Below are 20,532 nucleotides of genomic sequence, written 5' to 3' on the forward strand. Positions count from 1 at the left end.
GCGATGAATGTAAGCAGATACCTCAGGAACATCATCCTTGCAGAACTGTTTGTACCGGTATTGTTACTCACCATTGGCATTTATCACGGGTTGATGCAGGTGATTTACCGGGCCGGCGTGATCCACCAGGCTTCGGTGGCAAAGCTGGACTACTACCAGGGCCTCACGCTGCATGGTGTGATCAATGCCATTGTGCTCACTACTTTTTTTGCAGTGGCCTTTGGTCATGCTACCATCGCCTTTTTCCTGAAGCGTGAACCGGGGCGTAAAGCGTCCATGCTGTCTTTGGTACTGATGATAGTCGGCACGCTGATGGCCGCTGCCGCCATATTATCGGGCAAAGCATCGGTACTCTATACTTTCTATCCGCCATTAAAAGCACATCCGGCATTTTATATCGGCACTGCCATGCTGATCGTTGGTTCCTGGGTAGCTTACTGGGACTGGGCCGTGGTATATGTGCGGTGGAAGAGGGAACACCGGGAAGAGAATACGCCGCTGGCCGTGATCGGCACGCTGGTCAATTTCACCATCTGGTTCGTATGTACGTTGGCGGTAGCTTATGAAGTGCTTGTATTACTGGTGCCCTGGAGCCTGGGGTGGACCGCCGGCGTAAACGTGATGCTGGCCCGTACCCTGTTCTGGTTCTTTGGCCATGCCCTGGTATATTTCTGGCTCCTCCCCGCCTATATCATGTTTTACACCATGCTGCCCAAACTGGCCGGCGGTAAACTCTACTCCGGCACCGCAGGGCGCATTGCCTTTTTCCTTTTCCTGTTGTTTTCCATTCCCATTGGCGTACATCACCAGTTTGGCGACCCTTCCATCGGCCGGGGCATCAAGCTCACCCAGTCACTGCTTACCTTTGCCGTGGCCATTCCCAGCTTTATTACCGCTTTTACCATTGCCGCTTCGCTGGAACATGCCTCCTGGCTGCGGGGTGGTAAAGGGTTATACAGCTGGATATGGAAACTGCCGTTCTTCCGGAAAGACGTGTTTCTCTTCGGATACCTCATCAATGGGCTGATCCTCTTTATTTTCGGCGGACTGACGGGGCTGGTCAACGCTTCCTATTCCCTGAACAACACGGTACATAATACCGCCTTTATACCCGGACATTTTCATCTCACCGTAGCCGGCCCGGTATTCCTGGCCATCCTGGGCATGTCGATTTTCCTGGTATCGCAGCTCACCGGTAAAAAGATATACCTGCCGGCTATTAATACTATTATACCTTATCTGTGGACCGTGGGCGTACTGATTTTTTCCGCCGGGCTCATGTGGGGCGGACTGATGGGAGAACCGCGCCGTACCAATATGGGCCTCACTTACCTCAATCCCGCCAGTGAACAGTACCATCCGTACTGGGTTATTTCCAGCATGCTGGGACTCGCCGGCGGCGGCATTATGTTTGCCGCAGGCTTTTTATATTTCATCGTGTTCTTCGGTACTTTCCTGCGCAAGCGCAGCGCCGAGCCGATGATCGATTTCCCGGTGAGCGAAAGCCTGCATGAGGAAAAACGAATTCCCTTGTTCGATACCTTCCGGCCGTGGCTCATCCTGATGGGTTTCATACTCTTCATGACTTATCTGCCGGCCATTTCCGATGCGTTGAACAACACCGGTAAAAAGGCGCCGCCTTATTTACCGACCGACCCCACGCCCATCGTGCATAAAAAACCATGACATGCATCACCGCTTCCGGCACATATTGTATTCCTGGAAGACAGCGGCGGCGCTGCTGATCTGCGTGCCGTTACTGGCTTACAGCCTCGTGCGGTGGACAGAAGACCGTTATGCCCCCCTGCCATGGTACGGCCCCAACAACACTATCGTCAGCAGTCCGCAACAGGCAGCGGTATTGCCCGCATTCGCCTTTACCGATCAATACGGGGATACAGTGACGAATACACGGTTACAGCAGCATATCACCATAGCGAACTATTTCTTTACTTCCTGCCCGGTGGTATGTCCAGCGATGATGCACCAACTGCAACGGGTATACGCTGCTGCCGGAAGTGATACAGGCGTTGCTTTCCTGTCCCTGACAGTAGACCCCGTGCGGGACAGCAGCGCCGCGTTACTGCGGTACAGCCGGCGGTTTGCCTTGCCAGCCAAAGGCTGGGCGCTCCTCACCGGTGATAAACCATCGCTCTACCGCTTCGCCCGAAAAGGCCTTTACATCACGGCCACCGACGGCGACGGAGGACCGGACGATTTCATCCACAGTGAAAATATCGTATTGCTCGACCAGCAACAACATATCAGAGGTTATTATCAAGGCACGTCCGCATCAGCTGTAGACCAGCTGATCAGGGACATCAAAAAACTGCAACATGAACAGTAAACTGATCGGCCTAATATTATTGCTATACTGCTTCTCCGCGAAGGCCGCCAATCCGGCAGAAGGTAAAAAACTGTTTCAGGCGCGCTGCGCCTCCTGTCATAACGTGAATAAAAAACTGACCGGCCCCGCCCTTGCCGGGGTAGACCAGCGCCACAGCGAAGAATGGATCATCCGCTTTGTGAAAGCGTCCCAGAGTATGGTAAAAGCAGGTGATAAAGAAGCGTTGGCCGTATATAATGCCAATAACCAGGTAGCGATGCCGGACCATCCCGATCTTTCAGACGACATGATCCGCGACATCCTGGCCTATGTAAAAGAAGAAGCCGGAAAAGCGCCGCAGGCCGATGCAGCGCCTTTCTCCAGGCCAGGACAGAAAGAACCCAACCTGATGCCCCTCAGTATCTATAATTTTCCTTTTATGATCGCCTACATCGTACTGGTGGTGATCATTGTGATCCTGTTGATATTCTTAGTCAATGTAAAAGGCTATGAGCATCACATGGAAGAAAAAAAGAAAGAATAAAAAAGCTCCCGCTTCTTTCAGATGTATTGAAGCTGTTCATGGATGCCATCAACATGCCGCTGTAGCCTAGTTTTGCTTTCTTACGTATTTGGTGAGAATGACGATCAGCTGTCCTTCTATTTTCCCTTCAATCTGTTCTGTATTATCCTCCACTAGGCGGATGTTTTTCACCACCGTTCCCATTTTAGCATTCAGGGTAGAACCTTTTACATCGAGGGATTTGATAAGGGTCACGCTGTCTCCGTTTTGGAGCACGTTGCCATTACAATCGCGGTGCAGTTCCACGGCGTCGTCGTTATCATGATCGCCGGTAGCCTGTGCCCATGCCAGTGTTTCCTCATCAAGGTACAGCATGTCGAGGGCTTCCATGGCCCAGCTTTCTTTTTTCAGGCGGTGCAGCATGCGCCAGGACAGTACCTGGATGCCCGGCACTTCGCTCCACATGGCCGTGGTGAGACAGCTCCAGTGTTTGTTGTCCAGCTCGGCCTTGCGTTCAATCTGCGCGCGGCAGGTATGACAGATCAGCACGGTGCTGTCTGGGCCATCGCCGGAGCGGGGTGCCACGTCATACATTTTGAGATTGTCTGTAGAGCCGCACAACTCACATTGGTTGCCGCTTCTTTGCTGTAATTGTTCTTCCAGTTTCATGATGCTTTCACTAAAAAATGCGGGCGAAGATACTATTTTTTTACGGGTACAGCCTTTAGCAGCAGATTTTAACCGGGTACATGCTGTAAAATATCTCCCATTATGTATCCCGTTTCCCCTATTGGATGAGTAAGTGTTTCCGCATATCTATACCGCTACAGGCATTGGAAGCCGTTTGGCATCATGGCGTAGTCTTTGGGTTTATAAAACTAAAATCACGCTTATGTTATTTCCAACACCTACATCAACCATGCGGCGGAAACGCCCTTCCTTTTTACCGGGTGCAGCGATGCAGCGAGTGCCCGTGCCTACAGCCGCAGACCCGGGAAACAATCCCGGCGAGGAGGACAGTGAAACAGTGGAAGACACTGATCCTGTACTGGATGAAGAGGACCTTGAAGAAAACAGTCTCTCCGATGAAGAGGCTGACGATATTGAATGGGAACCTGGAGAAGAACAAGAGGGAAGTTCAGGAAATGCCTGAACTACTGCTACTAACCTGTTAAATTTTTGTTTTTAATCATCCATCGACCATGTATACCTTAGGCATTAACGCTGCTTTCCACGATTCTGCCGCCTGTCTTGTAAAAGACGGGCAGCTGGTGGCGGCCGCGGAAGACGAACGTTTTACGCACATAAAACATGGGAAAAGACCCATCCCATTCGCAGCCTACGAGTTGCCTTACCACGCTATCAACTATTGTTTGCAGTCAGCCGGGATTACATTACACCAGGTTGATCATTTTGCTTACTCCTTTGACCCTTATTTACTGATGCCTGCCGGAACGGGGGAAGAAGCGGAAATTAACCTTCCGCTTTTCCCCGCCGGTAAAGAGATGCCGGAGAAATGGCTGTCACCGTGGGACCCGATCTTTTTGCAGGCCATTGCCAATGCGCCTGGTCAGCTGACAGACGGCTACCCACATCATCTGCAGCTTACGCGCATCAGCCAGGTAGACATGCCGCATTCGCTGGGCCTTCTTTATGAAAAAATAACCGCCCACCTTGTTTTTTACATTCATCAGATGAATAAAAAGTGATGGCGCGGAAGAGGACCGATCCTTTCCTCTCGGTGTACTGGCATATTTACGGCATGATTAGATATCGCTCATTTTTTATGTAACCATTAACATCCACCGCCATGTTACAAGATGTGCAACGAATTATCATACTGAGGGCCCTGAAACTGGGCGACCTTTTATGCACTGTTCCCGCATTCAGGGCCTTACGGCTCGCGTATCCGCGGGCGCATATCACCCTCGCCGGACTACCATGGGCTGCCATCTTCAGGGAACGTTTTTCCCATTATATCGATGACCTGGTCATATTTCCCGGCTTTGCCGGTTTGCCGGAAAAGGAACCTGACACCTTTGCTTTTGCCGCTTTCATGCAAAAGCAACGGCAGACGCATTATGACCTGGCGCTGCAAATGCAGGGCGACGGCACCATCATCAATGATATTGTAATGCAATGGAATGCCAGGTATACTGCGGGTTTCATGCCTGCCGGAGAGAGACCGCCGTCATCCCTGTTCACAACTTATCCGGAAGACCTGCATGAGATCAACCGGCATCTGCATTTGCTGGAACATATAGGTGTTCCGGTCCCCAATACCATGTTGGAATTTCCACTGACCTCCGCGGACAAACGGGCCTTTGAAGCCCTGGCGCTGCCTGCTGGCGACTACGAATATGTTTGCATACATCCCGGCGCCAGCGTGCCGGAGCGGCAATGGCCAGCAGCTTACTTTGCCGCTATAGCCGATTACCTCGCCAGTGAGGGTTGGAAAATTGTGCTCACCGGCACTGCACAGGAAAAAAACCTTACCGCGGAAGTAAAGCGTTATATGCGGTTTCCGGCCATAGACCTGGCCGGTGGTACTTCTCTGGGTTGTATGGCACAACTGATCAGAAGCAGCCGCGCGCTGATATGCAACTGTACCGGCGTGTCCCATATTGCCGCAGCCACCGCTACGCCGAGCCTGGTGATCAGTATGGACGGAGAACCGCACCGGTGGGCACCACTGCTTCAGCATCTTCATTGCACGATCGACTGGACGCGGCAGCCTTCCATGGAATACATCTACCATCGGTGCGATGAATTATTAGGTCGCACCACTTACAGGCAACCGACTGCCAGGCCAGTTGTAACGCCTTGCTGACCGCGTGCAGCACATTTTCCACGGTGGCTTCCGGCATGGTTACACGGGCAGACCATTTTCTTTTTGGCCTGGATACTTTTTTCTTCGTTGCCATAAATATGTTTTTATAACCGGGCTCAAAAAAAATGCCCTGACTGCAACTGCCGGCTCCGCCGGCAGCGGGCTAATCCTTTGTACCGCTTTTCTGCCAACACAATTTAAACCGCACATATCAAAAAGACTTTTTATCTTTCAGTACACGAGAACACAATACGGTAGTAAAAGCCCTTCCCCTGTAGACGAACGCTCCTCTTCTGAAACCCTGGTCGCACCTCATAGATATGGTTACACATATACCACTGCTACGTACACTGACAGGCATTGCTGCTATTTTCCTGTATGCCGGCCACAGTCGGGCACAGGCACAGGCACAGGCCCCTGCCCATGTACACAGTTCCCTGGAAGTCATTGATGTGGGCACCGGCAAGCGCACCGTTGTATATTCCGAGGCCACGCTGCTGGAATCGCCCAATTGGTCGAAAGACGGCCGTTACCTGCTGTTCAACAAAAAGGGCAGGTTATACCGGTACTGGCTAAACGACCGGGTCACTGACGAATTGCCGTTTGACAGCACCTTACAGGCCAACAACGATCATGGCTTCTCTCCGGACGGTTCGCAGCTGGCCGTCAGCAGCGGCGCCAACGGCTCCCATGTTTTCACCGCGCCTGCCGAAGGAGGGCCCCTGCAACAGCTCACCCGTCAATCGCCCTCCTACTGGCACAGCTGGAGCCCCGATGGCAGCACCCTTGCCTTTGTAGGGCTTCGCAACGGCGATTTCGACATCTATACCGTTCCCGCAGGCGGCGGCCCCGAAAAGAGGCTCACCCGCGAAAAAGGACTGGATGACGGGCCAGACTACGCTCCTGACGGCCAGCATATTTACTTCAACTCCTATCGTACCGGCCGGATGCAGATCTGGCGAATGAAGGCCGATGGCAGCGACCCTGAGCAGCTCACAGATGACCGTTACGCCAACTGGTTCCCGCATCCGTCGCCCAACGGGAAATTGGTCGTATTCCTCAGTTTCATGGACGACCAGCAGCAGGAACATCCTTTCGGAAAAAACGTGCAGCTTCGTTTGCTCGACATCGTTAGTCAGACCGTCCGTGATTTAACGCCGGTTTTCTTTGGCGGACAAGGCACAATCAATGTACCTTCGTGGTCTCCCGATGGACGACGGCTCGCTTTTGTATCTTACCGGATACCCTGAAATGCCCCGCCAACGGGCCTTAAAATACACGAGATGAAGAAGCTACTAATTGGACTACTACTGGTAGTCGCCACGGAAACACACGCACAGGACGCCAAAATGAACGCCTTTGTCAGCAATCTGATGGGCAAAATGACTTTAGAGGAAAAAATCGGCCAGCTCAACCTCGTAGTGCCGGGAGGCGGTACCGTTACCGGCTCGGTAGTCAGCCAGGGAGTGGATGACAATATCCGCAAAGGCAATGTAGGCGGCCTCTTTGGCATCACCGGCCCGGAAAAGATCCGCAAGATACAGGACATCGCCGTTAAAAATTCAAGGCTGCACATCCCGTTGATATTCGGGCTGGACATTATCCACGGACATAAAACCATCTTCCCCATTCCGCTGGGCCTCTCCGCCTCCTGGGACATGGGACTGATTGAACGCAGCGCCCGCATCGCTGCGCTGGAAGGCACTGCCGACGGTCTCTCCTGGGCCTACTCCCCTATGGTCGATATCTCCCGCGATCCCAGATGGGGCCGCATAGCCGAAGGTTCCGGTGAAGACCCTTATCTTGGCTCACGCATAGCCGAAGCCATGGTAAGAGGTTACCAGGGCAAAGACTATAGCCAGGGCAATACCCTCATGGCCTGCGTGAAACACTTCGCCCTCTATGGCGCTGCTGAAGGCGGCCGCGACTACAACTCCGTAGACATGAGCCGCATCAAAATGTACCAGTACTACCTTCCTCCGTATAAAGCCGCTATCGACGCAGGCGTTGGCAGCATCATGACTTCTTTCAATGATATCGACGCCGTGCCCGCCACCGGCAACAAATGGCTGCTCACCGACCTGCTCCGCAAACAATGGGGCTTCAAGGGCCTCGTCGTAAGTGACTACACCGCTGTCAATGAAATGATGGCCCATGGCCTCGGCGACCTGCAAGCCGTATCTGCGCTGGCCCTTAAGGCCGGCCTGGATATGGACATGGTAGGCGAAGGTTTCCTGACCACCCTGAAAAAATCATTACAGGAAGGTAAAGTGACCCTGCAGGACATCAACAACGCCTGCCGCCGCGTGCTGGAAACCAAATATAAACTGGGCCTCTTCGATGACCCTTACCGTTATATCCGGGAAGACCGTTCGGCCAAAGAAATCCTGACGCCGGCCAACAGGGCCGTTGCCCGCGAAACAGCCGCCCGCTCTTTTGTGCTGCTGAAAAACGACCGGCAAACGCTGCCCCTCGCTGCTAAAGGCACCATCGCTCTCATAGGCCCGCTGGCTGACAGCAAAAACAATATGCTGGGCACCTGGGCCGTATCCGGCGACCTGCAACAGGCCGTTACCGTTCGCGAAGGTATCCGCAACGTAGTGGGCGACAGCGTGAAAATATTATATGCCAAAGGCGCCAACCTCACCGATGACACCACCCTCGCCAAAAACGTGAACGTGTTCGGTCCCCGCGCGGAAATAGACAGCCGCAGCCCGGATCAGCTGCTGCATGAAGCATTCAACGTTGTCCAGAAAGCCGATGTAGTGGTGGCCGTATTAGGCGAAGCTTCCGAAATGAGCGGTGAAAGCGCCAGCCGCAGCAACCTCGACATTCCCGAAAGTCAGCGCACGCTGCTCAAAGCACTCGTTAAAAGCGGCAAACCCGTAGTACTGGTGCTCATGAACGGCCGCCCGATGACCATTTCCTGGGAAGATGCCAACGTGACCGCCATCCTCGATGCATGGTTCCCCGGCACCGAAGCTGGCAACGCCATCGCCGACGTACTGTTTGGCCGCTACAATCCGTCCGGGAAAATCACGGCCAGCTTCCCCCGTAACGTAGGCCAGATACCGGTGTTCTATAATCATAAACATACCGGCCGCCCACTGGAAGGCACCGCCTTCCAGAAATTCAAATCCGATTACCTCGATGTTCCCAATACGCCCCTGTACCCGTTCGGCTATGGCCTCAGCTATACCACCTTCTCCTACAGTGACGTAAAAGTGAGCAAACAAAACCCCGCCGGTAATGAAACCATCACCGCCAGCGTTACCGTTACCAACACCGGTAAATATGCAGGGGAAGAAGTGGTGCAGCTCTACCTCACCGACCCGGTAGCCTCTGTCACCCGCTCTGTACAAGACCTCATCGGGTTCCGTAAAATATCCCTGCAACCCGGCGAAAGCAAGGAAGTCAGCTTCAATATTTCTACACAAGACCTGAAATTCTATAACAGCGACCTGCAATACGTCTGGGAGCCCGGCGAATTCATCATCCGCATTGGTACCAATTCTGCAGAGACGAAATCAGCAACGATCACGTGGAGAAAATAATTTTGCAACTACTACGCGATAACATCTGCCTATTATATTATTCGCAGGAGATGTAAAAAAATCACAACAGAAATAAAAAAATAAAAACAGCCATGGATTCAACATCCATGGCTGTTTTTATTATTCATCCACCCACTCAGGGGCATCAGCAACAATCACATCTGCCGGCGGTCATGGTCACAGGTGAATACCACCGGACACTTCTATCCGCTGGCCATTAATCCAACGGCCATCTTCGGTGAGCAGGAACGCCACCACACCGCCAATATCTTCCGGTAACCCCACCCGGCCCAACGCTGTGGCGGCCGCTATGGTTTTATTGATTTCAGGCGTGTCCCTTACATGACCACCACCGAAATCTGTCTCGATAGCGCCCGGAGCCACTACATTGACACCTATGCCACGCGGCCCCAACTCTTTGGCCAGGTAACGTGTCAGCGTATCAACAGCGCTTTTCATGGAACCATAAGCGGAACTGCCGGGATAGGAAAACCGCGCCAGACCGGAGGAAATATTGATAATCCTGCCACCATCGTTCAGCAATGCCAACGCCTGCTGCGTCAGGAAGAAAACACCTTTGTAATGGATGTTCATCACGGCGTCAAACTCCTCCTCGGTTGTTTCGGCAAACGGCTTATATAATGCGGTACCGGCATTGTTCACCAGGAAATCAAAATGGTCTGTCTGAAAAGTATCCTTCAACACGGTTTTCAACCGTTGAAAAAAATCCGGAAAACCCTTGATATTGCCGGCTTCCAGCTGCAGCGCCGCCGCCTTGCCGCCTTTTCCTTCAATGGCTTTGATCACCGCATCAGCCTCATCTTTACGGCTATGGTAGGTAATCACTACGTCTATACCTTTTTCTGCGACACGCAGGGCCATATTCCTGCCCAGTCCACGACTGCCGCCTGTTATCAGTGCTATTTTTTTATGAGATGCCATAAATGAAATATTGTTTTTGATATTACAAAGGTAAACCCGCTATTGTTGCGGCTGGTTGTGTGTATCAATCCATTGTTTGCAAAATTCAAATCAGCGGTCTTTTTGTACCTTTGACCAGTGCAAATCCGACATGATTATGGATATCAGTACACTGGAAGATTTTTACAGGGAGACAGAGAAACAACAACCGGCAGACGCCGGCAAAGAAATAGGCCACTTTAATGTGTTTAATACCGCGGAGGTCAGCAAACAGGGCGTGATGCCCTACAACCGGCGCACCTATTACAAAATCAGTCTCATTAGCGGGAAAAACCGCGCGGAATATGCGGACAAGATCATCCCGGTAGAAAAAAACGCCCTGCTGTTTGCCACTCCACGAATACCCTACAACTGGGTACCACTGGAGGAAGAACAAAATGGCTGCTTCTGTATTTTTAATGCTGAATTCCTCACCCGCATGAAAAGCGGCGTGATACTGGAAGAGCTGCCTATCTACCGCCCGGGAGGCGTGCCGGTGTTCCAGGTTTCCGATGAAGAAGCTACGGAAATACTGGCCATCTTCAGAAAAATGCAAAAAGAACTCACTTCCGACTATCTCTACAAATACGACCTGCTGCGCAACTATGTCATGGAACTCATCCACTACGGCCAGAAACTGCAGCCTGTCGCCGTGCTAAACCCCTCGCACAATGCGGCGGCAAGAGTATCGTCACTATTTATGGAATTGCTGGAACGCCAGTTCCCGGTGGCTTCTCCGCAGCACAGAATAAGCCTCCGCACGGCGAAAGATTACGCCGGGCAACTGGCGGTACATGTTAATCATCTCAACAAAGTATTAAAGGACCAAACCGGTAAAACCACCACGGAACTGATCAGCAACAGAATATTACAGGAAGCTAAAATACTGCTGAAACAAACCGACTGGAGCATCTCCGAGATCGCTTACAGCCTGGGCTTCGAAGAGCTGGCGCATTTCTCCAATTTCTTCCGGAAACAAACATCTGTGGCGCCCAACACTTTCAGAGGATAGTTACCCAAGATGGAGGTCCACTTTACGGCCTGTTTTCACCGCCTGGTAAATAGCATCGATGATCTGCAGGTCTTTCAGTGCCTCTTCGCCATTGACCGGTACCACCGGCTGTTTGCCTTCCAGCAGGATGCCCGCCATCTCGTCCATCTGTACTGTTTGATGTGTCTTATGCGGCTGTGTAAGCTCTCCCTTATGGGTACGTCCACGGATAGGACCATAACCGGTAGACGGTTGCAGTTCCGCAAAACCTTTCTCTCCGTTTAAAAAGAACCGGTCCAGGTTGTTCATGTTGTAGGTCGACAGGCAGGAAGCCACCGTGCCGTCCGGAAATCCCAACTGAAACTGTATCGTTTCATCTACGCCTTCCTTAAATTTCACCGGGTCTGTTTTCGTTTCCTGTGCGGTCACCCATACGGGGTCTGCCCCTACCATATAACGGGCGCCGTTGAGCGCATAAATACCGATGTCCATCAGGGAACCGCCGCCTGCCAGCGCTTTATTCAGCCGCCATTGCGTGGGGTCGCCTATACGAAAACCACATTGGCCCTGGAAGAACAGGATCTTCCCAAATTCGCCATTATTACGCATGCGGACAACCTCCAGCGTTTTGGGTTCAAAATGCATCCGGTAGCCTACCAGCAGCTGTACCCCGGCCTTTTTGCAGGCAGCGATCATCTCCCTGCCTTCTTTGGCATTAAGGGCCATCGGCTTTTCACAGATCACATGTTTACCGGCCGCTGCGGCACGTATCACATTGTTGTGATGCAAAGCGTTCGGCGTGGTCACATATACCACATCGATATCCGGGTTGTTTTTGATCTGGTCGAAAGTATCGTAGCTGTAGCAGTTCTTTTCGGGGATGCCATACTTGCTTTGCCAGTCCTTTATTTTAGCGGGCGTACCGCTCACTATACCGGTGAGCTTCGCTTTGGTGCAGGACTGCATGGCTTCTGCCACACGGTTGGCGTAGCCACCCAGGCCCATCAGGGCGACTCTGAGCACCTGTCCCTCGCGGCGGGGCACGGCAGCCAGACTGGCAAGCGATGATAGCGGGATGGCCATGGTGGCGGCTGCCACCTGTTGGAGGAAATTACGACGTGTATGCATAAACGGGAATTTTAAACGTAGTTAATAGTACAAAAAAATACCCGTTCATGCAAACAGCCAGCCCACGAATGAGCTGGCTGTTTTTATTTGTTTAATGACTTTTTATTGTGCGATCAGCGGGAATACCGGACTTTCAATATGCGCTTCTTTCATATACCCTTCTATTTTTTTGACGATACCAGGATGGGATGAAGCGATATTACGCTGTTCTGCCGGGTCTTTGTCGAGATCATATAATTCCAGTGGCGCCTGCGCATTTTTTGACACCCCTTTTCGGAAACCTTTCCATTTGCCTATACGCACGGCCTGTGTTCCATTGTCTTCATGGAATTCCCAATAAAGGTAAGTATGCTGCGCCTGTCTGCCTTTTCCGGTAAGCGTAGGCACCAGGGAAACACCATCGGTGTAGGGCGGCTTTGGTGCGCCTGCTATGTCTGTAAAGGTGGGCATCAGGTCCCAGAACGCGCCCATAAAGGTATTGCGACTGCCGGATTTCACTCTGCCCGGCCATTTGACGATGAAAGGCGTACGGATGCCCCCTTCGTACAGATCGCGCTTAAACCCGCGCAGACCGGCGGAACTATTGAAAAACACCGGATCGGCACCACCTTCGCGATGTGCGCCGTTGTCGCTGCTGAAGATAACGATGGTGTTCTGTGTAAGCCCCAGCTGGTCCAGTTTATCGAGTATCTGGCCTACGTATGCGTCGAGGCGGCTGACCATAGCAGCGTACGTGGCATGTGGCTTTTCGACGGAAGCGTAACCGGGCACCAGCGCGCCAGGACCGTAATCATTGCCCTGATGCGGCTTCTCGGGGAAAGCATTTTCATATTGTTTGTAATACTGATCGTCCGGCCCGGATAATTCCGCATGCGGCAGAATAGACGGCACAAACAGGAAAAAAGGCTTGCTGCGGTTGTTTTCAATAAAGGCCAGCGTTTGTTGCTGTATTAACTCCGGCGCATATACTTTTTTTTGTGTCAGGTCATTCCCTTCCAGGTCAATGCGGGTATTGTTGCTCCACAGATGCGTGGGATAATAGCGGTGCGACTGGCGCTGACAGTTATATCCGTAAAACACGTCGAAGCCTTTTTTATCAGGCGCGCCGGAAGTGCCTACCATGCCCAGTCCCCACTTACCGAAGGCACCGGTCACATAACCTGCCCGTTGCAGCATGCTGGCATAACTCTGCACGGTATCTGCCAGCGGCTCCTGGCCTTCAGGCTTTATCTCCTTGTTGCCGCGCACGTACGTATGACCGGTATGCTGCCCCGTCAGCAGAGAAGAGCGGGAAGGCGCGCACACAGAAGTACCGGCATAGAAACGGGTGAACATCATTCCCTGCCGGGCCAGCCTGTCGATATTGGGCGTTTTGATTTTCTGCTGGCCATATACGCCGAGATCGCCATATCCCAGGTCATCAGCAAGGATAAACACAATGTTCGGGCGCTGCTGCGCCTGCATAGACATCCCCGTCAGCAATAAGGCTGACAAAAGCGGAAGAAGCATTTTTTTCATCATCACGTTCATTTTTTATGGGTTATTTCCATCCCGGGTTCTGCGCCAGCGCGGGATTCAGCACCGTTTGATTAGATGGGACCGGATAAAGATAATAATAGTCGGGAAAAGGTGCGGGCGGCACTTTCTCGTAGGCGATATATCCTTCGGTAGCGCCATTCTGAACAGGAATGGGCGCGGTGGCGGATACATCGGCGCCTTTTTTAATCCAGCGCCCCAGCTTCTGTTGCACGGCATAATCCATTTTCTTCCAGCGGCGCAAGTCATCGAAGCGGAACGATTCTCCCATCAGTTCAATAGCGCGCTCGCGACGGATCTCCCATAGTACAGGCGTCACCGTTAGATCGCGGGTAGGATCATCGGGAATGGCCGCCAGCTGCAACGGCGCCACGCCGCCACGCGCACGCAGCTTGTTGATGGTTTGTTCCGCGATGCCCTGGTCAAACTCGCCCAGCTCGTATTTGGCTTCGGCATAGTTGATCAGCACTTCCCCCATACGAAAGATGGGCGCATCGTTCACATCGAGGTTCTGCACCATCTGGATTTTGTTGCTGAATTTATAAAAACGGTAACCGGTATACGTAACGTTAAAAGGCTGTCCCTGGTTGTCGTCTACAAAATGCGGTTCCTGCCGCACCACCAGCCCCTGCCAGTTGAGCGTGGGCAATGTTTTGTTTTTAGGTCCGGAGATAGCGGCCATCACCGGAAAGTACTCCTGGTCCGCAGGATTGGCGGTCGGCTGCCAGTTCATACTGGGATGGTTTACCAGCACTTTAAACGGCGGCGGCACGGTGAAGTATAAACGTTTATCACGGTTACGGAATTCGGTGTAAGGTGATTTATCACCGGCAAACAAAGGACTGCTCCAGCGTGTCTGTCCATCGGTCATCAGGTACATGTCCACAGCTTTTTTGGTAAGGTCCCAGCGGCCGGCAGAATTGCGCCCCAGCGATGCCAGTGAATGATACACCTGCGTTTGATCGTACTGTTTATACAACAGTATGCCCGGCACGCCGGCCAGTGACTCACTGTTAAAATCCAGGTCGTAGTTAGGATTCAGCAAGGGAAAATCTTTCACCAGTTTGGCGGCGGCGTCTGCGCTGGCCCTCAAATAGGGCAGCGGGTCGCCCAGCTGGTGGTACTTACGCCATGTGCCTTCTGTGAGCCCGAAGCGGGAAATCAGCGCCCGCACCACGTTTACGTTGATGGTATTGGGACCGTCGCCGGCAGGTTTGATATGCGCTTCTGCCCACAACAGCTGGTCGAGTATTTTCTGCGTCACTTCGGCACGTGGTGTACGTTTGCCATAGAGCAGGTCTGCGTCGCTATCAGACAGGGCTTTGTCCACCCACTGCACATCGCCGTATTTATTCACGAGGTTAGCATAGCTATAGGCCCGGAAAAAATACCCCACGCTGCGCCAGTGGTCTTTATCCGATGCTGAAATCGGTGACTGGTCCAGGTTGTCCAGCATGATGTTCACCGCCCGTATCCTGGCATAAGGGTCTTTGTAATCGTCAGAGGCAGAGGGGATCGTCACACGCTGCCATATCCAGTTGGATTCCCCGTTGGGATTGGCATTCAGGAACAGGTCCGCATCGTACTCCTTGTTCACGCTTGCGGGCGCATAGCCGGGAAACACTTCGTAAAACTGCCAGGCGTAGGCCTTGATATTATCGTATTGTGTAAACGTTGTTTTTTCGGTAAGCTGGTCTTTGGGTTGCAGGTCCAGCCGGCCCTGACAGCTGTGCAGCAACAAGGCTGCGGCAGCAATGGAAACAATATGTTGAATACGGTTCATACTGATTGGTTTTGCTGGTTAGAAATTAACATTAAGACCGAAGCTGTATTTCTTCAGGAATGGATAGATACCGCCGTCGCTGACGATATTGGCGTCTGCCTCCATGCCATCGGGCAGATGATCGAACGTGAAAAGGTTTTCACCGCTCACGAATACACGAATATTATCGATGAAAATACGTTTCAGCAGTGGCTTCGGCACGGTATATCCCAGCGTGATGTTTTTTACCCGCAGGTAAGCGCCGTTGGATAAATATTTGGTCTGCACAAAACGGCTCTTGTCGGCGTTACCGGCGCCATCGGGATATCCGCGTGGATAAAAACCGTTCGGATTGGCAGGCGTCCAGTAGTCGAGGTTATGTTTGTACATGGTGCCAAACTGGTTGAGATAAGGCCAGTACAGCTGGTTACTCAGCCACAGGTCTCTTTTACCAACGCCTTGCAGGAAGAAGGACAAGTCGAAATTATTCCAGGAAGCATTGCCGAAAACACCAAACTGGAAGCGGCGTTGCGTGTTACCGATCACTTTACGGTCGCCGGGGTCTGACAGGGTATTGTTGCCGGTGAAGATCTGTCCGTCGCCGTTCAGGTCTTCATAACGGATATCCCCGGGGTTCTGCGGCACGCCGCGGTATCCGGGCACGCCGGGCAACAGTGTGCCTTTTTGCAGGTTGGCGTCCAGCGATCCTTTCTGGAAATCATCGACGGTATAAAATCCGTGGGTCACAAAGCCCCATATTTCTCCTATTTCTTCCCCGGTGTAATAGTTGTCCAGCTGGCCGCTGCCGTTGATGGTCAACAGGCCGGCAGGATTGTTATACCGCGTGATGAAGGCACGGCTGTCTGACAGATTGAAGCCGATGGAATAACTCACAGACCGTATCTTATCTTTCCAGGACATTTGCAGTTCCCATCCTTTGGATTGCAGGTCTGCCACGTTCTGCAATGGTGCGGGCGCGCCCAGGATAGCGGGCAGTTCGGCGCCCGGCGCCAGCATGTTGAGGGTGCTGCGGCGGAACCAGTCGAACGAGGCATTCAGCCGGTCGCGGAACAAACTGATGTCTGTACCGAAATCGAGCGTACGCACCGTTTCCCAGGTGAAGTCGGAACTTACGAGTGCAGGCATGCCCAGGGACACGTAACGGATGTTGGTCGCAGGGTCTGTCCACGAAGCGTTGTACGGCTCCATACCAGGAATATAGGGGTAATAGTTAGGCACCCTGTTATTGTTTTTGTCTCTTCTAAACACCACCTGGTTGCCTATTTCGCCGAAAGAACCACGCAGCTTCCATTGTGACAGCACAGGGCTCAGCGGTTTCATAAAAGCTTCTTCGCTGACATTCCAGCCGGCAGACACTGAAGGGAAGAAACCAAAACGATGTCCCGGCGCAAAGCGGCTGGAGCCATCGAAACGGCCGTTTACTTCCAGCAGGTACTTATTTTTATAGTCGTAGTTGATGCGGCCGAAGTAACCGGAAATAGCGTATTCACCGAAGCCGTCACCGCCTGCGATGGTACCGGTGGAAGTGGACAGGGAAGGCACCTGTGGGCTCAGGATGTCCAGCCTGTTGATGTTGAAATTTTCCTGCTTGCTGATTTCCTGATTGGTGCCCACCAGCAGCGTGGCGTGATGTTGCCCCAGCGCTTTGGTATAGCTGGCGTAGAGGTTCACCGCCTGATATACCGTCTGATCGTTAGCACGGGTGTAACGGGTATTGTTGTTCAGGAACTGGCGGTCATAAGTGGCCGCGTTGATGTATTCATTTTTGCCCTGTATCTTCCGGTCGTCCTGGTTTCTTTTGTCGTACGTATATTCTCCGGTGATCTTTAAGCCGTTGAGCGGATTATATTCCAATTTACCGAACAGGCGCAGATCGTCGCCAAACGTGGTATTGACGGGCTCTGTTTTCACCACGTTATTGGGGGTATTGTAGGGCAGCACATCCCCGTTGGGCGCAGTGCCATAACCCGTAGGTATATACGAACTATAGGTGATCGCATTATAGAAGAGGCTGCCGAAATCCGCCGGCGTAGTGCGGTTGCTGTTTTTATAGAAGAGGTTTACGCTGGCGTTGAGGTTTTTGGTCAGTTCCGTACCGAGAAAAGCGTTGAAATTATAACGGGTGTATTTGTCTTTGTTGGTAACGAGGATACCGTCTTCACCGGTATATCCGCCGGACACCCGGAACGTTGTTTTTTCAGAACCACCGCCGAAGGAGAAGTTGTGCATCTGCTCAAAGCCACGGGTGAACAGCTCTCCGTAGAGGTCTGTTTCGGCCAGCGGATACTTCAGCCCGTTTACCGTCGTATAGCCGTCAGGGTAAGAGGACGGGTTTTGCTGATATTCTTCCAGCAGTTTCAGCCAGGTGTTTACATTCTGGCCTGTCCAGTAGGAGTTGGTGCCGAAATCTTTCAGGGCACGTACCAGTTCCAGCGGCGAGGCTTTCTTAGGCAGTGTGGTAGGTGAGCTGAAAGTGAAGTTATTGGAATAGCTGAAGCGTACGGGCTGGTTTTTCTTTCCTTTTTTCGTCGTGACCAGTATCACGCCAAAAGCAGCGCGTGCGCCGTAGATAGAGGCAGCTGCCGCGTCTTTGAGCACTGTTATGTTGTCAATGTCTTTCGGGTTTACATCGTCGATGTCCATCGGTACATTGTCTACCAGTACCAGCGGTTCACCGCCATTGATAGAAGTATAACCGCGGATATTGATAGCAGTGGACGTACCGGGCTGCCCGGAACCATAGGTGATCTGTAGCCCGGGAACAGCGCCCTGCAAGGCTTGTGAGGCGGAGCTAACGGGTCTGTCGCCCAGTACTTCGTCCATTTTTACCGAGCTCACAGCACCGGTGAGGTTGGCTTTTTTCTGAGAGCCGTAACCTACCACCACCACTTCATTCATGGCAGAAAGGTCCTCCAGCAGCACGATGCTCATATTGCCCGTGGCTTTGACTTCCTGCTGCGCATAACCGATAAAGCGGACAATCAGTACAGACGACGCACCTTGTACATTCAGGGAAAACGCGCCCTGTCCATCAGTGACAGTACCGTTGGCAGTTCCTTTTTCCAGGATGCTGACACCAGGCAGCGGCTCTCCTTTGTCGTTGGTCACCTTGCCTTTGACCGGCATTTTTACGACGACCGGCATGGTAACAGGGTTAGGTGTTTTGTTGCCAATCAGGATGATTTTCCCGTCCACCCGGTATGACAGGGGTTGATGATACAGTACGGTGGCCATCACTTCATCGATGGAAGCGTCTTTGACCCGTATACTGACCGGAGTGGCTTTCTCCAGTATTTCCGTGCTGAACAGCACTTGATAGCCTGTCTGCCGCCGGATTTCGGCGAACACTGTTTTAAGGGAGGCTTTCTCCAGTTGCAGCGTTACCTGCTGCGAAAATGCAGCAGCAGACACTTGCAGGAAAGCGACCGTCATCAACAGAAACGTCAGCTTCATAACATTTAAAAATTTTGTTAGGTACTGGTGACGGGGGTTCCTGGTGGTGGGACAAAACACCCCCTTGTATGGATTTCTGAAATTCATACATTTGCTTGGTTAGGTGAAAGAATAGTTTACTGAATAAGCGTTTGGTAACTGTTTTACCTTATCTCCGACCGGTCATGTTGGCGCATGGCCGGTCTTTTTTTGGTTGACGATTTTTTTCCTCCTTGTTTTACTGTTTAATGTCTGACACTGATGATATTATTGTTCACGTTGAATTTGACGCCGCCGGTGAATTCGAGCATCTCCAGAGCCTTTGACAACGGTACATTCCGGGGAATGACGCCGTTGTAGCGCATATTCGGAACGGCTTTGAAATCTGCTTCCACATTATACCAGCGGGACAGTTGCTGCAATACTTCCGTGAGGTACGTATCGTTAAAAATAAAATACCCGTTTTTCCAGGCTACCGCGGCATTCGCATCTGCCGGGGCTTTGGACAGGGCGCCCTGGTGGTTGAGGCTGGCCTGTTCTCCTGGATTTAATATAACTCCGTTATGACCTGCGCTGACTCTTACGCGGCCTTCCAATAAAGTTGTCTGCGTGTGTGCATTGTCTTCATACGCGTTCACATTAAAATGGGTGCCCAGCACTTCCACCTGTTGCGAAGGCGTATGTACAATAAAAGGCTGACGGGCATTGCCGGCAATTTCAAAATAGGCCTCCCCTTTCAATTCTACCGTGCGGGTGCTGCCGGTGAAGGTAGCCGGATAACGCAGGGAAGAAGCCGCGTTCAGCCATACTTTACTGCCGTCCTGCAGTACTACCCGGTATTGTCCGCCGCGCGGCGTGCTGATTTCATGGAAACCGCTGCCCGCGCCGGTGGCTTCGTAGACGATCTCGCCGCTGTCGCTCCGGTATACCTTCAGCCCTGCCTGTTGCGCCACGGCTTCATCATCAGCTGTTCCAAGTGTGATCTTTTTGCCGTTTGCGAGGGTGAGCACCGCTTTGTCCGTACCGGCGGGAATGTCCTGCTGAACCGACGTGGCCATCGCCGGCTTCGCAGCATGGCGTTCCGGTTTCAGGTATGCCACCAGGGCTATCAGGCCCGTCAGCATGGCCGCTGCGGCATACCAGTAACGCACCATACGGCGAGGCTTGCGCCTGCCGGTGCGCTGATGGATGGCGGCCAGCATACGTAGCTCCACGCCTTCCGTATCGGGCCGTGGCAGGGAGCGTTCGCCTGCTTTCTCCGTTGCTTCACAATACCGGAGATACGAGGCTATTTCATCATCTGTGGCCGTGCCATCACTGATTTTTTCCAATAAACGCTGTAGTGCTTCCTGTTCCATAGAGGACGTTCTCGTATAATAGGCACCTTTATGGAGGTGATCCCCCAAAGGGGTGGTGAATTTTTTTTGACAGAATTTTAATCCATCCGCGAGCGGGTTAATTTTCTGTTT

Annotated in this window: 16 protein-coding genes; 9 read left to right on the plus strand and 7 right to left on the minus strand. The window is 52.3% G+C overall.

Annotation, left to right across the window (positions count from 1 at the left end):
• Positions 1–3: 3 nt before the first annotated feature.
• The 3 genes from HGH92_RS02230 to HGH92_RS02240 are packed head-to-tail and all read left to right on the plus strand — an operon-like array spanning position 4 to position 2,870.
• Positions 4–1,686 (plus strand): cbb3-type cytochrome c oxidase subunit I, encoded by a 1,683-nt coding sequence (locus HGH92_RS02230; protein ID WP_168869130.1) that lies wholly within the window; start codon positions 4–6, stop codon positions 1,684–1,686.
• 1 nt (position 1,687) lies between these two features.
• A complete protein-coding gene (locus tag HGH92_RS02235; RefSeq protein WP_168869131.1) occupies positions 1,688–2,347 on the plus strand; it encodes an SCO family protein in 660 nt (219 codons plus the stop codon).
• Positions 2,337–2,870, plus strand: a complete 534-nt coding sequence (locus HGH92_RS02240) for a c-type cytochrome (protein WP_168869132.1) — start codon at positions 2,337–2,339, stop codon at positions 2,868–2,870. Before HGH92_RS02235 ends, HGH92_RS02240 begins: the two co-directional genes overlap by 11 nt.
• Positions 2,871–2,936: 66 nt before the next feature.
• Here HGH92_RS02240 and HGH92_RS02245 read toward each other — a convergent pair whose 3' ends face one another.
• A complete protein-coding gene (locus HGH92_RS02245) occupies positions 2,937–3,518 on the minus strand; it encodes a PhnA domain-containing protein (protein WP_168869133.1) in 582 nt (193 codons plus the stop codon).
• 223 nt (positions 3,519–3,741) lie between these two features.
• Between HGH92_RS02245 and HGH92_RS02250 the strand changes: the two genes are divergently transcribed.
• From HGH92_RS02250 to bglX, 5 genes are all read left to right on the plus strand, one after another.
• Complete coding sequence (locus tag HGH92_RS02250) at positions 3,742–4,002, plus strand: hypothetical protein (protein ID WP_168869134.1); 261 nt, start codon at positions 3,742–3,744, stop codon at positions 4,000–4,002.
• 49 nt (positions 4,003–4,051) lie between these two features.
• Positions 4,052–4,558 carry a carbamoyltransferase N-terminal domain-containing protein gene (locus tag HGH92_RS02255; RefSeq protein ID WP_247654811.1) on the plus strand — a complete coding sequence of 169 codons (507 nt, stop codon included), beginning with the start codon at positions 4,052–4,054 and terminating at the stop codon, positions 4,556–4,558.
• A 101-nt stretch (positions 4,559–4,659) separates the two neighbouring features.
• Positions 4,660–5,679, plus strand: coding sequence for a glycosyltransferase family 9 protein (locus HGH92_RS02260; protein WP_168869135.1), 1,020 nt, complete (start codon positions 4,660–4,662; stop codon positions 5,677–5,679).
• A gap of 320 nt (positions 5,680–5,999) precedes the next feature.
• Positions 6,000–6,929 carry a TolB family protein gene (locus tag HGH92_RS02265; RefSeq protein WP_168869136.1) on the plus strand — a complete coding sequence of 310 codons (930 nt, stop codon included), beginning with the start codon at positions 6,000–6,002 and terminating at the stop codon, positions 6,927–6,929.
• 33 nt (positions 6,930–6,962) lie between these two features.
• Positions 6,963–9,233, plus strand: coding sequence for a beta-glucosidase BglX (gene bglX / locus HGH92_RS02270; protein WP_168869137.1), 2,271 nt, complete (start codon positions 6,963–6,965; stop codon positions 9,231–9,233).
• 177 nt (positions 9,234–9,410) lie between these two features.
• Here the strand turns inward: bglX and HGH92_RS02275 are convergent, their stop codons facing one another.
• Entirely contained in the window at positions 9,411–10,175 is a 765-nt protein-coding gene (locus tag HGH92_RS02275; protein ID WP_168869138.1) for an SDR family oxidoreductase, read from the minus strand.
• Positions 10,176–10,311: 136 nt separating this feature from the next.
• Here HGH92_RS02275 and HGH92_RS02280 point away from each other — a divergent pair, with 136 nt between their 5' ends.
• On the plus strand, positions 10,312–11,205 hold the full coding sequence (locus HGH92_RS02280) for a helix-turn-helix domain-containing protein (RefSeq protein WP_168869139.1): 894 nt from the start codon (positions 10,312–10,314) through the stop codon (positions 11,203–11,205).
• On the opposite strand, the gene HGH92_RS02285 is transcribed toward HGH92_RS02280, so the two are convergent.
• The 5 genes from HGH92_RS02285 to HGH92_RS02305 form a co-directional block, all read right to left on the minus strand.
• Complete coding sequence (locus HGH92_RS02285) at positions 11,206–12,312, minus strand: Gfo/Idh/MocA family protein (protein ID WP_168869140.1); 1,107 nt, start codon at positions 12,310–12,312, stop codon at positions 11,206–11,208.
• Between the two features lie 102 nt (positions 12,313–12,414).
• On the minus strand, positions 12,415–13,833 hold the full coding sequence (locus HGH92_RS02290; RefSeq protein ID WP_211092519.1) for an arylsulfatase: 1,419 nt from the start codon (positions 13,831–13,833) through the stop codon (positions 12,415–12,417).
• Between the two features lie 19 nt (positions 13,834–13,852).
• Positions 13,853–15,631, minus strand: a complete 1,779-nt coding sequence (locus HGH92_RS02295) for a RagB/SusD family nutrient uptake outer membrane protein (RefSeq protein ID WP_168869141.1) — start codon at positions 15,629–15,631, stop codon at positions 13,853–13,855.
• Positions 15,632–15,649: 18 nt separating this feature from the next.
• Positions 15,650–19,084: a TonB-dependent receptor gene (locus HGH92_RS02300; RefSeq protein WP_168869142.1), complete on the minus strand. Its 3,435-nt coding sequence runs from the start codon at positions 19,082–19,084 to the stop codon at positions 15,650–15,652.
• Between the two features lie 224 nt (positions 19,085–19,308).
• On the minus strand, positions 19,309–20,421 hold the full coding sequence (locus HGH92_RS02305; RefSeq protein WP_168869143.1) for a FecR family protein: 1,113 nt from the start codon (positions 20,419–20,421) through the stop codon (positions 19,309–19,311).
• Positions 20,422–20,532 lie beyond the last annotated feature (111 nt).

Origin of the sequence: Chitinophaga varians, from assembly GCF_012641275.1 — a bacterium.
Classification (GTDB): Bacteria; Bacteroidota; Bacteroidia; order Chitinophagales; family Chitinophagaceae; genus Chitinophaga; species Chitinophaga varians_A.